The 15,817-nt window shown below is 74.8% G+C and carries 6 protein-coding genes; 1 reads left to right on the forward strand and 5 read right to left on the reverse strand.

Going from position 1 to position 15,817, the window contains the following annotated elements:
* The first annotated feature begins 72 nt into the window (after positions 1-72).
* Positions 73-1,461 (forward strand): serine hydrolase domain-containing protein, encoded by a 1,389-nt coding sequence (locus tag K7862_RS06810; protein ID WP_222961495.1) that lies wholly within the window; start codon positions 73-75, stop codon positions 1,459-1,461.
* 19 nt (positions 1,462-1,480) lie between these two features.
* Here K7862_RS06810 and K7862_RS06815 read toward each other — a convergent pair whose 3' ends face one another.
* The 5 genes from K7862_RS06815 to K7862_RS06835 form a co-directional block, all read right to left on the reverse strand.
* The gene (locus K7862_RS06815) at positions 1,481-3,154 is read right to left on the reverse strand and encodes a hypothetical protein (protein WP_222961496.1); all 1,674 of its coding nucleotides are present in this window, start codon (positions 3,152-3,154) and stop codon (positions 1,481-1,483) included.
* An 85-nt stretch (positions 3,155-3,239) separates the two neighbouring features.
* The gene (locus K7862_RS06820; RefSeq protein WP_222961497.1) at positions 3,240-7,931 is read right to left on the reverse strand and encodes a hypothetical protein; all 4,692 of its coding nucleotides are present in this window, start codon (positions 7,929-7,931) and stop codon (positions 3,240-3,242) included.
* Positions 7,928-10,624: a hypothetical protein gene (locus K7862_RS06825; RefSeq protein ID WP_222961498.1), complete on the reverse strand. Its 2,697-nt coding sequence runs from the start codon at positions 10,622-10,624 to the stop codon at positions 7,928-7,930. The genes K7862_RS06820 and K7862_RS06825 overlap by 4 nt, the downstream gene beginning before the upstream one ends.
* 22 nt (positions 10,625-10,646) lie before the next feature.
* Positions 10,647-14,003 (reverse strand): DUF6603 domain-containing protein, encoded by a 3,357-nt coding sequence (locus K7862_RS06830; protein ID WP_222961499.1) that lies wholly within the window; start codon positions 14,001-14,003, stop codon positions 10,647-10,649.
* Positions 14,000-15,400 (reverse strand): hypothetical protein, encoded by a 1,401-nt coding sequence (locus K7862_RS06835; RefSeq protein ID WP_222961500.1) that lies wholly within the window; start codon positions 15,398-15,400, stop codon positions 14,000-14,002. The genes K7862_RS06830 and K7862_RS06835 overlap by 4 nt, the downstream gene beginning before the upstream one ends.
* Positions 15,401-15,817 lie beyond the last annotated feature (417 nt).

Here is a 15,817-nt window from a genome sequence, read left to right on the forward strand (position 1 = left end):
TACGCCGACCCCGTCTCACAGCTCCGAGCAAGGGGAAGCGATATGTCACAGACGCCCACTAGGGTGCCCGCCATGGTTTCCGACACCGTGTTGCGCGACACCGTGGAGTGGCTCTTGTCGGCACTTGGCGGGCAGGTGAGCGACAGTGACCTGCGCGCTGCGTTCGCTCCCCGGCTCACCGCGCGCGGTGACCTGGCCACGATGATCGCCGCCGACCCGCGGCTGGCCGGCTTCGGCGAACACCCACGGCGTGTCGTCGAGTGCCGGCGCCACGGCCGGTTCGCGGCCCGGGCCGTGGTGCGGGCCGGCGAGCACCTGTGGGAGCTGGATGTTGCGGTGGAGGAGGAGCCCCCGCACCGTATCCGGAGCTTCACACCCCGCCGGGCCGCGTCCGGCGCTGTCCCCTGGGACCAACTCGCCGACCGGCTGCGCGGCCTCGACCGACGGGAATCCGACCTGCCCGGCACGCTGGCCGAGCGGGTGCACCACCGGCTGCGGGAGGCCGTGGACAGCGGCCGGATCGTCGGCTTGGCCTGTGCGATCAACGTGCGCGGCGCCACCGCGCACCGTGAGTTCTTCGGCACCGGCGACCTGGGCACGTTCCAGCCCCTGGACCCCACCTCGGTGTTCCGCGTGGGGTCGGTCGCCAAAACGGTCACCGGCCTGGCCGTCCTTCAGCTCGCCGAGGCCGGGGTGATCGACCTGCGGGCGCCGCTGACGGACTACCTGACGGTCCCCGAGCTGGTCCCCGCCGACCCGGGCGACCGTCCGCCGACCGTCGCCGAGCTCCTGCTGCACCGCGCCGGCCTGAGCAAGGACCTTGCCGTGCGCCGCAGCGTGCTGCAGCAGGCCGGGTCGCTGGCCGAGGCCGCCCCGCGTATCACCCTCGCCTGGGCGCCCGGTTCCCGCCCGGCGTACTCCAACGTCGGCTACGAACTGCTCGGGCTGCTGGTCGAACAGTGCACCGGTGAGCCGTTCGCCGACCATGCCGCCCGCGAGGTCCTCGCCCGCCATCACATCCACGGCGCCGTGCTGTCCAGACCGACACCGACGGCGACGGCGACGGCGACGGCGACGCTCAACGGACACGAGCTGGTGGCCGACCGGCTCGCCCCCGTCACACAGACGGTGGATCCGTACCGCGCGGCCGGCGGCATGACCGCCGACCTGGCGAGCGCCGTGGCCTTGGCCGACCTGCTCGGGCAGGGAGTCGGTCCGCTCGGCGCGCTGTCGGCCCATGCGGCCCCGGCGGGGCCGGGACGCCGCTTCGTCCCGGGAGCTGTGCTGCTGGACCGGCCCGAGGGCGCCCTCGTCTGGCGTGGCGGCAGCACCCGGGGATTCACGGCCGAACTGCTGGCGGCCGCCGGCGGCGCGGTCTCGGTCGCCCTGCTCGCCACCACCAGCCCGGCGGAGGGCCTGCGCGAGGCGGCCGCGGATGTCCTACGGGACGTCAGCGGGTAGAGACGATGGCTGAACGGCTTCACCTCCAGGCGCGGCCACCCTGGAACGTGGCCGGGGGCGTCGGTGCCGGGACGCGGCCCTCGGCCAGGACGTCGAAGCGCATTGTGGTGCCAGGCGGGTTGAGGGAGGGGGTGCGGCGGCGGGAGCGCCACAGCAGCGGGCGGCCGAGGGCGTCGCGGGCGAAGTGGTAGCGGCGTTCCAGGACGACGCCGATGGACGGCAGGGTGGCCGGCTCGATCTGGTGGACGACCTCGGTGGCGCCCTGGCGCACCCGCAGCAGTTCGGCGGTGGGCGCGGGCAGCAACTCCGGCCGGGTGCGCGACAGATCGGCCATCCTGCGCTGGACGAAACGACGCCGCGGAACGCCGTCGGTCCCCGGCACGTCGTCGATCTCGTACGGATGCCAGTACGCGGTCTGCCCGCGGCCCGGCACATACGTGAACCACTGGCGCTCACCGGGTTCGCCGCCCCGGTCGGCCAGCGCGAACGTCGGGTTGGCGGCCTCCTCGGCCGGGGTGCGGTCGGGGCTCGCGAGGGTGTGCCCGGCGACCTGCTGTTCAACGGCCCACAGAACGTCGCTGTACTCGTCCAGGCCGAGCAGGACGTGCTCGATGACCGGTCCTTCCAAGGGCGTGAGGGTGCGTAGCCAGACCACCAGCGAGTCGTCGTCGAGACCGGTGCTGCGGAACAGCGACCAGTCGTCGGGAGGGGCCAGCGGGTACGTGCGCCCGAACCCGTCAGTGACGGTGGGCTGGTGGACGGTGAGCAGGTGCCCGGCCTTGGCGGGGACGGGGAGGACGAACCAGTCGTCGCTGTGCGAGGCGATCAGGTCGATCAGCAGGGCGGTGGCGAAGTGGCTGGTGTCGGGCGGGTATCCGCCGATGTCGACGGCCGCGTCCTCGATCTCCCACCAGCGGGGCAACGGCGCACCCGGGTACTGGAGCTGGGTCGGGTAGCAGGTGATCGCCTGGGACACCGTGTCGGCCGCGTCCGCGGCCGTGACGGAAGCCCCAGCGCCACCCGCGGGCGGGGCGGTCTCGGCGTCGGCGGCGAACCAGTCGACCTGGCCGCCCCGGTGGCGGTGCAGCCGCAACTGCCGGCCGACGGTCGGGTCGCCGACCGGAAATCCGGCTTCGTGGACCAGTTCGTCGCTCTGCCAGTGGTCCGCGGGCCGGGCGGCGGGGATGCCGAGCCCGGAGAAGTCGGCGTCGGTGAGGCCGAGTTGCGCACGGTCGCGCCAGAGGGCCCAGCCGTCGAAGCCGCCCGCGAGACGGCCGTACGGCGGGGGGAGCCTGCGGCCGTAGTCGGCGTACGGGGGCGGCGGACCGGCCAGCCGGTACTCGGTGCCGACGCCGGCGAGGATCGCCGCGGCCCGCGCGGCGAGCACCGCGCCCACGCGGATGCGGCGGCCGACCGTCCACCACTCGTCGGGTTCGGCCTCCACGATGGCCTCGGCCGGGACCACCGTCGGGTCGCGGTCGGGGCTGCCGGGGTCGGGCCGGATCGGCGTGTGGACGGCCGTCAGGTCCACCGCCACGGGGGTACTGGCGTTCTCCCCCTGGTGCTCGCCGAGTTGCCACTGCCGGGCGAGGAACCAGAGCGGGTCGTGCAGCGTCGCGGCGAAGCCGGCGGCGAACGTCCGCGCTCGCGGGTCCGGTTCCAGGCGCCGGTAGGCGTCGAAGCGCTGGGTCATGGGCCGTTCCTCTCGGTCGGCGGAGTGCGGCGGGAAGGGGACAGGGAGGGGACAGGAAGGGACAGGAAAGGAGCGGTGCGCGGGTCTAGGCGGGGAACGAGATGCCGGTGTCGAGCGGGACGGCGGTACCGCCGGTGGCCGAGAGGGTGATCGTGGGGACGACCGCCAGGTGGGCGCCGAGCGTGTCGGGTTCGACGGCCCGGGCGTGCGCCGCCTCCCGTGTCCCGGCGAGTGCGTCGACGAGCTCCGGGGTGTCCAGGGCGGCGCCGTACCCGCTGCCGAGATCGGCCGGGACGGCCAGCAGGATGGCCTGCGGAGCACGGGCGGCGGGCCCGTTGAAGCCGAAGGCCGCGGTGGTGACCTGGTCCGGGTCGGGCGCGGTGTCGCTCCAGGCGTCGATCAGCGCGGCGGCGACCCGTTGGCCGGCCTGCCAGCCGGGCGTCGCGGCGGTGTAGGCGGCGACGAAGCGCGGCATGGGCAGGCGTTGCCGGCCCGGCTGCCGGCGAAGGTCCCGGAGGCCGGCCAGCGCGGCGGTCTGCCAGGGGTCGGCCGGCGCGCTGCTCCAGGCGGTGAACCCGGGGAACCCGGGTGACTCGGGTGGCTCGGCTGACTCGGGGAGCGCGGCCTCGGGACTGCCGGTTTCGGGTCCGCGGACCGCGGCGGCCAGTTGGAGGGCTTCGACGGCGGCCAGCCGCGGGCGCACCGAGGCGACCACGGTGAGCCACTCGGTGTCCAGGCCAGGTTCGGGAGCCGCGGTGTTCAGGCCCGCGATCCGTGCGAGGACCGCCGCGTCGATCCCGGTGAGGACGGCCAACCGTCCGCCGGGGGCGGCGAGTTCGGCGATCGCCTGGCCCAGGGGCTGGCCCGTGTCCGGCGGCGGGACGGCCGCGAGGCGGGCGCGCAGCGCCTCCTCGGCCCGCTGGGCCAGGGCGGCGGCCTGCGGCTCGGGCCCGACGGCACCTGGTGTACTGGCCAGCAACCTGAGCAGGGCCCGCGGATCGTCGTCGGCGGCGACCGGGATGACGCCCCAGCGCAGTGCCCGGAACAGTGCCTGGCGCAGCTGCTGGGGGTCGGCGGCCGTCCTGGCCGCGGCGAGTTCGTCGATCATCCGCTGTGCGCTGCCGCGCAGGGTGGCGTAGCGGGTGCGGAGTTCGGCGAGGATCTGCTCGTCCAGGGTGCGGACCTCGTCGGCCTGTGCCGGCGTCAGCGTGGTGGGTGCCACGTCGCGCAGGAACAGCGGCGTGCCGCCGAGCGCCTGCACGATGTCGCGGGCCAGGTCGTGGCGCCGGCTGCCGGTGCCGGTCAGCGGTGTGCCCGGGGATGCGCCGAGCGCGGCGCGGGCCAGGTCCGCCAGCAGGTCGGTGGAGAGCGACAGGGTGTCCGCGGGTTCCAGGCCGAGGCGGTCGAGCGTGACGGCCGTGCCGTCGGGCGCCTGCCAGGTCCAGTCCGCGGCCGCGCCGGCCAGCGCGGGCAGGGCTTCGGCCACCGAGGTGTCGGCGATGCGGGCCGGCGGGACGGCCGGATCGGGTCCGGTCGGGGCCGGGCGGTAGGGGATCACCGTCACGGCGGCCGTGGTGAACGCCTCGCCGGACAACGGGGTTTCGGTGAAGGCGAGCGTGGGCGGCGTGGCCAGTCCGGCGGCAGCGTCCATGGCGGCGCCGGCCCGGTCGGCCTGGCCGCTGACGACCTGGTGCACGGCCTCGGCGACGAGCAGGTCGCCGTAGGCGTCCAGCACCGGCTGCAGTTCTCCGAGCCGGTCCCGCTGGGCGGGTGTCACGATGACCGGCGGCGCGGACCCGAGCAGCCCGGCCAGCGCGTCGGGCCCGTGGCAGACCCGGCCCCGGTCGTATCGTCCGCTGGTCATCGGGTAGGTGCGCCGCAGGGTGTCGATCCGGCTGCCGGCCTCCTGCGCCACCGCCCCCTGCACGGTGCGGACGCCGATGATCTGCTCGACGCGCCGGCCGAGAGCCTCGAAGACGTGGCTGCCCAGCCGCACTTCCTCAGCCAGTTCCGCCGCGAGGCGGACGCGCTGGGACTCCAGCCGGATCGACCACCGGTCGGAGGTGCCGGCGGTCTCGGCGCTCTCGGTGACGTACTTGTCCCGCAGGATCGCGGCGGTCAGCGCCTGCGGATGCGACGGCGCGTGCAGCAGCCCGCCCTCGGTGGGGCCGGGCCGGCCGAGCAGCGGACCGTCGAGCCAGCCGTAGACGCCGAGGCGGAAGCGGCTCTCGGGCTGCCCGCGCAGGTACTCCAGGCGCCGGGCGGCGATGCCGGTCAGCCAGGGGTCGAGCCGGTGGGCGGCGGTGTCCAGCGTTGCCCGGAGCGCCCGTTCGACGTCGGTGAGGATCCGCGGTCCGGGCGGTGTGCCGGTGCCGGACGGTGCTCCGGACCCGGCTGCGGGCTGAGCCTCGGCCGCCGCCTCGGCGATCGTCTTCCAGAGGTGGTTCACCCCTTCGAGAACCGACGCGCGGACGACGCCGGCCGGGTGGTCGTGCGAGGAGTTCGGGTCGTACTGGCTGCTCAGGGACTCCAGCACGGTCGGCTGGGTGTCGTCGCCGACCAGGGGCTCGCGGATCGGTTCCGCCGATCCCGCGTCGACCTGTGCGACGGCGGCCGCGCTCAGCGTCGCCGAGTGCAGCGCCAGGCGGACCAGCAGGCTGTCGGGCAGCACCTCGCGCCACTCCTCGTGGAGCCGGCGAGGCCATTGACCGTACTGCTCCACGTCGGTGAGCAGCCTGACGAGTCCGGCCTCGGGGGTCATCACCGGAACGGGGTTGCCGCTCGGGTCGGTGGTCACGCTGCCATCGGGGTTCTCGTAGTACCAGATGGGCCACGTGGTGGGGACGACCAGCGGGATCGCGAGACGCTCGACGCCGCCTCCGGTGACGAGCTGCCGGATGCCGGGCGGGTCGTCGGGGCCGCGCCCCAGCAGGTCGTACAGCGGGGTGAAGGTCGCGTGCACCCAGTCGTCGACGCGTTGCTGGTCCAGCGGCTGCATGCTGCCGTACAGCGCCGCCCACACCTCGACGGCCAGGAACGGGCGATGCGCGTAGCCGGCGGAAACGCCGTCGCGGGCGACGAGTTCGACGAGGCGCTCGGTGCTCGCGCCGACCGAGGTGCCGGAGTTGCGGGCGGCCGCCGCCCACAGCGCGCGCATCGGCAGCAGGGCCGAGCACAGCCGCCCCTCCTGGCCGGCGTCCGGGCCCTCGTCGGGGGCGGTCCCCCACTGGTCCAGCGCGGCCGTCGGCAGCAGTCCGTACGGCTGCGCGGCGATCCGCAGCGGCGGCAGCGGGCCTTCGGGGCGCAGATGACGGGTGGCCCACGCGCCGAGCACGTCCGCGTCCTCGACACAGCCCCACAGGTCGCGCATCGTGTGCCCCCACAGCGCGGGCCACAGGGCCCGGACCAGCGTCTGGTCGAGGTCCTCGGGCCCGGCGGCACGGGGCAGGGGCGGCAGGTCGGCGCCGTCCCCGGCGAGCGACCGGGTGAGGGCGTCCTCCTCGGGGAGCGGGTTGCCCAGGGCGCGCAGTCTGGCCTGGGCGATGGGCAGCCAGGTTCCGGGGTCGTCGCCGAGCGGGGCGGCCTGCCGGCCGTCCACGGCGTTGGTGGGGGTGCCGAGCGCCAGGGTGGCGACCTCGCCGGCGTCGATCTGGGCCCGGAAGAGCGCCTCGGGGGCCTCGTCGCTGATTCCAATGAGGTAGAGCGTGCGCAGGTCGTCCGGGGAGCGGCCGGCGGGGAACGGGATCTCGACTCCGAGGCCGGCGTTCTTGGCGGCGGCCCAGTCGGCCCACCAGCGGGTGCGCTCGTCACCGCCGGCCGTGGCCTCGTGGCCGGCGGTCGGGCCGGCGCCGATCACGTCGAAGACCAGTGCGCCCGCGTCGGGCCGGGTGGACGTGGCGAGTTCGGGGGCGTCGTCGCCGAAGGCCCACCACACGTCGAGCCGGGCGGGCAGTCCGCCCACGCGGTTGGCGGCCGGCGGCGTGTCGGCGACGCGACTGGTGTCGATGGTGACCGTGCCGGTGGCAGCGGCGGTGGGTGGGCAGGCGGTGGTGAGCCAGGCCGCCCGGGCGGCGCCGACGTGCGAGCAGAGCGTCGCGAAGGCCTGGCGGCCGGCCGGCTTGTCGAGCCACTCGTCGAAGCCGAGGGCCTGTTCGGCCGGGGTGAGGGCGGCGGCGGTCTCCTGCCACATCGCGGCGAGCCGCGACGCTTCCGCCGGCTTGGGGACGGGGTCGTCGCGCAGGATCGACGCTTCGTCCGGGACGATCCGCAGCCACAGCGTCCGGTCGTCCTCCGGCGGGATCATGGTCTCCAGCCGAACGGGGAGCAGGACCGCCACATCGCGTTCCAGGGAGGGGCGTCGGGGTGCGGGGACGGCGAGCCACAGGCCGTGCACGACGCCGGCGAGCTCGTCGAAGGCGTCGCCGCCCGCCACGGCCCGCAGGGTGGTGACGTCCGCCAGCCCGATCCGGCCGCCGGCTGCCGCTCTCTCACGTGCGGTGGTGACCAGTGCGGTGGCCGCCTGCGGGGTGAGCTGGGGTGCGCGGCCCAGGGCGGTCAGTGCCGGGTCGGCGGCGAGCAGGTCGAGGAGCTGGGAGCCGGAGACGACGTCGGGGCGCGCGAGGTGCGCGAGCAGCGCGAGGCAGCACGCGCGGTCGGTGACGTCGCGCGGGGCGGCCTCGGCCAGCCGCTCGGCCTCCGCGAGGGCCTGCTGCGCGGCGGGTCCGTTCGTGTGGATGGCCTGGTCCAGCAGTGCCTTGCGGCGCTCCGCGATCGTCATGGCCGCAGCCCCAGCTCCTGGAGGTAGGGACCCGAGATGGCCACCCGGGTCTTCTGGTCGATGGTGGCGATGGCGTACTGGGCGGCGCTGGCGGCGTTGCCGCCGAGCGGCAGGCCGGTCTGTCCGTCGCGGGCCCGGAAACGCAGTTCGGAGGGCGGCTCGTCCAGCACCAGCCAGAACTGGGCGAGCTCGGCGGGGTCGAGGTCGAACGCGAAGAAGACCACGTCGCGGCCGATGGCGCCCTGGAAGGTGGGGCCGATGAACACCCGGGCGTCGCGGCCCCCGGCGGGGAGGGCGAAGTCCGGGGTGGCGGAGAGCGTCGCGTCGTCGGCCGGGTCGGTGGCCTGGGCGCGGACCAGGTAGACCTGGGTCGCGGGGTAGCGCCAGAACAGGTCGGACCGGAAGACGATGACGAGGTCGTCCTGGCCGGTGGTGTCGCCCGGGTGGAGCACCTGGTGCTGCACGTCGCCGAGCTGCGTGGCCGCGTCCCACGCGGCGACGGGCTGGATCTCGGCGGTGCGGCTGCCCGTGGCGAAGTCGACGTGGCCCCAGAACATCAGCAGCGGCGTACCGGTGCGGTCCACGGGGACGTCGCGCCAGTGGAGTTCGCCGAGGAGCTGCTGGTTGAGGCCGGTGAGGTAGGCGTCGACGAAGCGGGGGTTGGTGCGCAGCGCGACGACGCTGTCGCGGGGCAGCCTCTCGGCTCCGGGCAGCAGCCACTCCTGGGCCCGGTCGCGCAGCAGGGTCCAGGTGGGGAAGTCCAGCCCCAGCGGCACCTCGGGCGGCCGCAGGTCGCCGATGGCGATCCCGCTGATCCGGGACCCGACGCGGCGTCGCGCCGGTGTGCCGGTCCCGTGCGGGTCCACGGCTTGGGTGACCACCCCCGCCACCCCGTCGATGCCGACCGGCCGGCACGGGTCGGGCGGGGGCGACGGCAGCATGCCGCCGACGGCCCCGCGCAGTCCGCCGATGTCCACCGGGTTCCCGTCGACGGGCGGCGGGTCGGTGTGCGGCTCCCAGCCGGTGGCGTAGAGGCAGGCGCGGGTGGCGGCGACCAGGAGCTCGCGGGTCGCCGTCTCGCCCATGTGGTCGCGGAGCAGCTGGGCGTGCAGCCCGCAGCGGCCGTGCTCGTCCTCGATGGCGGCGGTGAGTTCGGCGAGGTCGATGAAGAAGTCCTCGTCGATGGTGCGGCCGGTCAGGTCCTCGACGGCGCGTTCGGTTTCCCGGCCGAGTCGGGGCAGGTCGAGCACGGACGGGTCCTCGACGGGACCCTGGCCGAGTGCGTGGCCGAGCAGGTCGGCGTGCGGGAGTCCGTGCGGGGTCCGGCGCGGCGGTGGCGGGCAGCGGTTGGCGGCGGCGAGCAGTTCGTCGCGGCCGACGACACCGGACGCGCTGTGCCGGGCGGCGGCGCGGCCGCGGTGCAGGGCGCGACGGGCCGCGGAGGAGAAGAGGGCGGGGTCGAGGGGGCTGTCCGGGCCGGTGACGGCGCCCATCGCGGTGCCGCCGGCGGTCCGCATCCGGCGCATCAGCGGGGCGAGCAGGTGCACCTGGCGGGCGGGGTCGGCCGGCAGCCGGCGGGTCCACAGCGACTGCGCGGCCAGCAGTCCGCAGGCCAGTCCCTCGATCAGGTGCGCGGCCGCGCGGACGGCGCCGAGCTGCGCGGTGGCCGCTTCGAGCAGGTCCTGCTGTCCTTCGATGCCCATCCAGGTGCCGACGCCGGCCGTGCCGCGCAGGCGGGGGTCGGCGTTGAGTTCGCCGCCCCAGCCGGTGGCTTCGGGGTCGGCGGTCCAGGGCCTGCCGTACCGGGGCGGCAGGACGACTGCGCGGTGCAGCGGATCGGTGGCCGCGAGTGCCTGCACTGCCGCCTCGTAGGCGATCAGGTCGGCGCGGGCGGCTGCCTCGGCGGGACCGTCGGGGGCGCCGCCGAGTCCGGTGAGGGCGCCGGGGACCTCCAGGTCCACGGCGAGCGCGCCACGGCGGTAGGCGAGCGGCGCCCGGCCCAGACCGGGCACGGCGGCGGGGGTGAGGGCGAAGGCGAGCGTCTCGAAGTCCCCGGCCGGTCCGGTCCAGAACCGCCAGGTGCGGAAGGCGGGGAGGGCGGCCGGGATCCGGCTCGCCGCGGGATCCCAGGCGAACTGGCCGTTCTCGTCGAAGGCGGGCACCAGGGCGGCCACGTACGCCGTGTCCGGTTGGAGTTCGCGCGGCGAGACGAGACGGGACAGCGGCTCGGGCCGCTTCCCGTCGTCGTGCACGTGGGCCCACCGGTAGGCGTCGCGCGGCGGGTAGGCGTCGAACACGCCGGGGGTGCCGACGCGCAGGAGGGGCCCGTCGACGCGCACCTCGTCGATGGTGCCGACGAGGAGCGCCAGCCAGGGCGCCAGCCGGTCGCCGGCGGCCAGTTGCGGCGTGTAGCGCCAGGGCAGGTCCGGTTCGGCGAAGTCGACGTGCACCAGCTTGGTGGCCTCGACCTCGTGCGCCAGATCGCCGGGGACGGTGCGCAGCACGGCATCGCGCACCAGGCCGCCCACGTCGTGCGGCGCCATCAGGTGGAAGTCGACGCCGCCGGTGGCGGTCTCGCCCGTGACGTCGTCGGCCAGCGTCAGCGGGAGGTGGCCCACCAGCCGACCGTCGGTGAGCGCCGGGCCCGGTACCAGGTCGAACACCGACGAGCGCTGCCAGCTCAGGAACCGCATGGCCGCACCCTCCCGTCCCGGCTCACAGCGCGACCTCCGGGTCGGCGGAGGGAAAGGCGGTGCCGCCTCCCGACCGGGCCAGCTGGAAGGCCTGGAAGGGCGTTCGGCCCAGCCCGCTCGGCGATCCGTCCGCGGCGTACACGTCGGCGGTCTCGGCCGCCACCGTGACCTTCGGCGGGCCGGGGTCCATCCACGGCGTCACGGTGCGGTCCTCCAGCGCGGAGTGCAGTGCCCCGGTGAGATAGGGCTCGGCGAAGAACAGCGGCAGCCGCACGAGGGCCGGGCGCTTCACGAGGTCGATCGCCTCGGTGTAGCTCTCGGCGGTGGACGTCCGGTCGGCCGCCCCGCCGAGCCGCAGTCCGGACGGCAGCTCCTCGAAGGCGGCGTTGTTGAGGGTCTGCGAGGACCGCAGGTCCAGCTCCGCGAAGGAGCCGGGGCTGAACCAGTCCGTCGCGTCGCTCGCCTGCCAGCCGGCCGGCGGCAGGAGCCGCACCTGATGGGTGCCGTCCAGCGGCACGCCGCCGAGCCGCTGGATCAGGGTGTTCAGCGGGGCGCGCTTCTGCTCCCAGACGAGGCGGCCCTTGGGCGCGAGCAGGACCCCGGCCACCGCCGGCCGGTCCGGCGCCGGCAGCGCCGACGGATCGCCGCCCTCGGCACGCAGGTTCCGCACCTCCCCCAGTTCGGGCGCCAGCTCCTGGACAGGGCTGGCGATCGGGGGCGGGTGGTCGGCGTCGTGGCCGCCGAGTTCGAAGGTGGCGCTGCCGGAGACCTTGATGCCGAGCCGCCGGACGCTGCCCTGGGCGTGCACCACCACCGGACCCGGCCCGCTGATGGTGCCCTTGACGCTGACACTGGCGAAGGAGACGCCGAAGGCCTCGACGGAGAACCCCGCGCTGAAGTCCGCCTGGAAGTGGAACGGCCGGAACTGCAGCAGCGCGTCGAAGACGAAGTGGCCGCTCGCGCTGAGCGGTCCCAGTTCCAGCCCGGCCTCCACCCGGGCGCCGGTCTGCAGGGTGTTGGAGGTGAACGCGAGGTAGAACTCCAGCCGCACGTAGGCGTGGACGACGACGTGGACGTCGAGTGCGGCGCCGACCCGGTCCAGCCGCGGCAGGTCCAGCGGCCCGGGGTCGAAGCGCGGGTGGAAGCCGCCGACGGTGAACAGCACGTACGGGTTGTCGCCGTAGGCGAGCCGGAAGGCCATGGAGCCCGACAGGCGGAAGACGCCGAGGGCGTGCGAGCCGACGAGTGCGGCGTCCAGGGAGATCCGCCGGCCCGGCAGGTCGACGATGCCGAGGACGTCCATCCGCAGGTAGAGCAGCGCCGCGGTCTCGTCGGTGCCGATGAGCGCCCGGATCGAGCCGAGGATCACCACTCTGGACGGTCCGGGCAGCTCGATGATCAGGCCGAGGTCGATCCGGACGATCGGGGCCAGCCAGCCGATCTGCACAGTGGGGCCCACCAGCAAGCCGCCGTCGGCCGCCGGGAAGAGCGCGCCCAAGTCGCCGAGCAGGGCGGGCGCGTTGCGCACCGGGTCCTCGCAGAACAGCACGTTGCCCGCGGTGCCGCCGGCCAGCCGCTCGCGCAGCAGGTCCACCTGCGCGCGGCGGTTCATGCCGATCAGTCCGCCGACACCGGTGAGTGCGAAGCCGAACCCGAGCTGGATGCCCGGGGTGAACCGGATGCCCAGTACCGCGACGAACGACGGCTGGTCGCCGGCCTGTTCGTAGATGCCGTAGCCGGTGGCCTCCAGGAACGCCAGGTGGAAACGCAGCGCGCCGCCGAAGCGGTCGGCGGCCGGGTCGAACAGCAGGTAGCCGCCACCGGTGACCGGGTCCGCGTCCAGGTCGGCGCCGATTCCGGTCGGAGCCTTGAAACCGTAGGCGACGTCGAGCGGGCCGGCGTTGCCGCCGCCTGCCGGGAAGGACAACGCGGCGGTGAGGCCGATGCGTTCGACGAGCAGGGCGAGGGGGCCGACCTTCGCCAGCAGGGTGGCGGACACTTCCACCGGCAGGTCGGCGCCCGCGCCCGGCGTGAGGGCGAGGGTGATCGTCTGGACGTCCACCGGGCCGAGCGAGAGGTGCACGGGCAGGTCGGCCTTCAGCCCGGCGCCGCCCCGGACGTAGAGGCGTCCGTCGGACCAGCCGACGGCGAGGTCCAGGCGGGCCTCGACGACGTCCTTCTGGATCAGCGTCTTCAGCAGGCCGCTCGCGCCGCCGAGCTGGAGCACGAACCGCCCTCCCTGGACGGCGAGTTCCATGGCCGGCTCGGCGTGGGCGGTGCCGCCGGCCTGGTCCGTCAGCAGGTCGGCGCGGGCGGACGCCGACAGGGACGCGGCTTCCAGCCGGGTCTGCCCGTCCTCTCCGAGCAGGACCACGGAGGTCTGCGGCGGTGCGGCGCCGATCACCGCCTCCGCGCTGACCGCGCCTGCCGCGATCGGCGGGGCGCCGGCCGGCGGTGTGAGCACCAGCCGCCCCGGGGCGACGAGTCGCACGTCCAGCCCCGCGGGCAGTTCCGGCCCGGCCACCAGCCGAACGCGGCCGCCCGGCAACTGAAGTGGCAGCTCGTAGGCCGTCCCCGCAGGCACGGCGAAGCGCAGGACGGCCTGGAGTCCCGGTGGGTTCGTCGTCGGGTCGACGGTGACCGTGCCGCCGAGGAGGTCGAGCAGCGGACCGGTCGGGCCGTCCGTGAGCACGGCGGGAAGCGCGGCCAGCCGGCCGGCCGCCGCGAGCGCCGTCAGAAGGGCGCGGCCGTCGAACGCGGCGGTGTTCCACCCGTAAAGGGTCGTCAGATAAGCCCCCGGCGAACCGAGCAGGGGGCCCAGCCGGTCGAGCCGCAGGCGCCGCACGACGAACGCCGGCCGGGCGGGGTTGCCGGGATCCCCCGGCTCGTCGTGCCGGTCGACCAGGCCGGAGAGCGCCAGCGCGTTGAGCACGGCCGGGTGCGCGCGTTCCAGCCGGCTGATCGCCATCAGCTCCAGGACGCGCGTGGGCAGTTGCGCGGCCAGGGCGGTCACCTCGCCGGGTGGCACGCCCGGGATCAGCGGGGCGAGCGCCGCGAGGCGGTCGCCGACGGCGGTCAGCCGGTCGCGGAGCACGGTCAACCGCTCGACCAGCGCCGCGACACCCAGGACAGTCCCGGCCGAGTCGCCGGTTTCGATCGCGGCGCTCAACCGGGCGACCAGGGCGGGCAGTTCGGCGGCCGTGTCCCGCGCGCCGCCGACCGCGGCCTGCCAGGCCGCGTCGTCGAGCACCTGCTGCGGAAGCCCCAGGCCGAGGTCGGCGAAGAGCACTCCGGCCTGCTCCGGATGGAGAGCGTTCCGCAGTGGCGCCAGCGCGCTGCCCAGACCCCGGCAGAGCAGCGCGAGCGCCGTCGCGCTCACGGCGCCGCCTCCAGGTCCGGTTCGAGCCCCGCGACGAGCTCCAGTGCCTGCTCGTACCCGCGGCCACCGAGCCCGGCCAGGATCGGCGTGACCCGGTCGAGGTCGTGGACGAGTGCCGGGCTGCCAAGTCCGCGCACCGCTCCCGAGAGCTCCGCGACCCGGTCGGCCCAGGACCGCCCCGCGATCTCGGCGGGCAGCGCCTCGGTCCGCCGCTCGGCCAGCGCGGTCAGGGCCGCGACGAGTTCCGGGCCGCGGCCGCGGTGCCAGGCCACGACGAACGGCCGGCTGTCCCGCAGCAGGGCCCGGACCTCGGGCTCGTGCCGCCCGTACATGTCGAGGATCGCCCGCCCGGACTCCGTGCCCGCCAGCGCGTGGTGCGGTCCGCCGGGCGGTGCCGGGGTGACGATCGCACCCCAGACGGCCGGTGAGGTGGCGGCGACGCGGATCTTCAGCCGCCGCTCGACTTCCTGGATGGGGACGGCGTAGGTGAGTCCGATGCCGTCCGCGGTGGACGAGCCTCCCCAGAGCAGGCCGATCACCCGCTGCCGCCCGTCGATGACCACGGAGCCCGAGTCGCCGTGCTGCGAGAACGCCGTCGCGTCCTTGCCCGTCGACGAGATGAGGATGGACGGCACCTGCACCTGGTTGTTCTCGGGGAACAGGGCGAAGTCGACACAGCCGACGAGACCCTTCGTCCAGCCGGTCTCGGCACCGCACTTGGCGACGCCGTACGTGAAGTTCCGCAGGGCGGGCAGGACGTCAGGAGTCAGCGAGGACCAGCTGCCCAGGGGGGTGACGGAGGCGAGGCCCGCCAGCTTCACCCCGTCGATCCTCCCCTCCTCCACCTCCCAGTCGCCGTTGATGCTCGCGATCGCCGCGTCCGCGGCCTGGTCGTCGAGCACGACCCGCCCCACAGCGGGTTCGCAGCACTGCGAGCAGCTGAACTCCACGACGCGGCCGCCCGGCTGGGCGCCCAGCACATGACGGCACGAGAGCAGCACGTCGGGCCGCTTGTCGTCCGGCGTGCCCTCGGTGCGGGCGGCGATGCCCAGCGTGCCTGTGCCCACCACCGTGTCCGGATGGCCGGGCGCGGACGCGTACCCGCGCACCCAGCTGCCGCCGGCCGCCCGTTTGCCCTGGAACTCGGGCGCGTCCTTCGTCACCTCGATGAGATGCGTCCTGACCCCGTCGAGCACGGGCGGGACGACATCTCTGATCGGCGGCAACCCGGGGGCCGGATTCGCGTAGGTCACCACCCAGATGGCGAGTTCCCCGGTGGGGTGGCCGGTGGCGTCCAGGTTGCCGCCCAGGCCGACCCCGAGCACCCGGCGGTCCGCCGCGAAGAGGGACACCTGCCGGTTCCGCTTGATGTGCAACGTGTCGTCGTCGCTGGGCACCGCAGCCGCACCTCCCGCCGGCGATCAAGGTGCACTCAGAGTAATTGACGGTGTTTGTCCGGTTACGCGCGTCGCGGAGGAATTCACCCGATGGAGCCGGGGAGCACGGTCCGCACCGCGATCCCGATCGGGGCTCGCGGCCGTCATCGCCTCGATACGCACCGTGCTGCGACTCGGCTGCGCGCCGAACCGGAACCCCCTCAGAGGCGCGGTCGGCGGCCCGGTTTTCCGCTGACACGCGGTGACATTCGATTGCCTTTCCGTGAGAGCGGAGAGTGCCCCTTGTGATCCCGTCTACGTAACGCGGCTCACATACGAACGGAATTAGTAGCCAAGGCCGTCTTCTTCCCGCTCAACGGCGCGGTCAGGGCGATCAGGAACTTTTCTCCGGGCTTCATCTACGTGCTGATTCGTAGG

The organism is Actinacidiphila acidipaludis (genome assembly GCF_019890725.1).
Classification (GTDB): Bacteria; Actinomycetota; Actinomycetes; order Streptomycetales; family Streptomycetaceae; genus Actinacidiphila; species Actinacidiphila acidipaludis.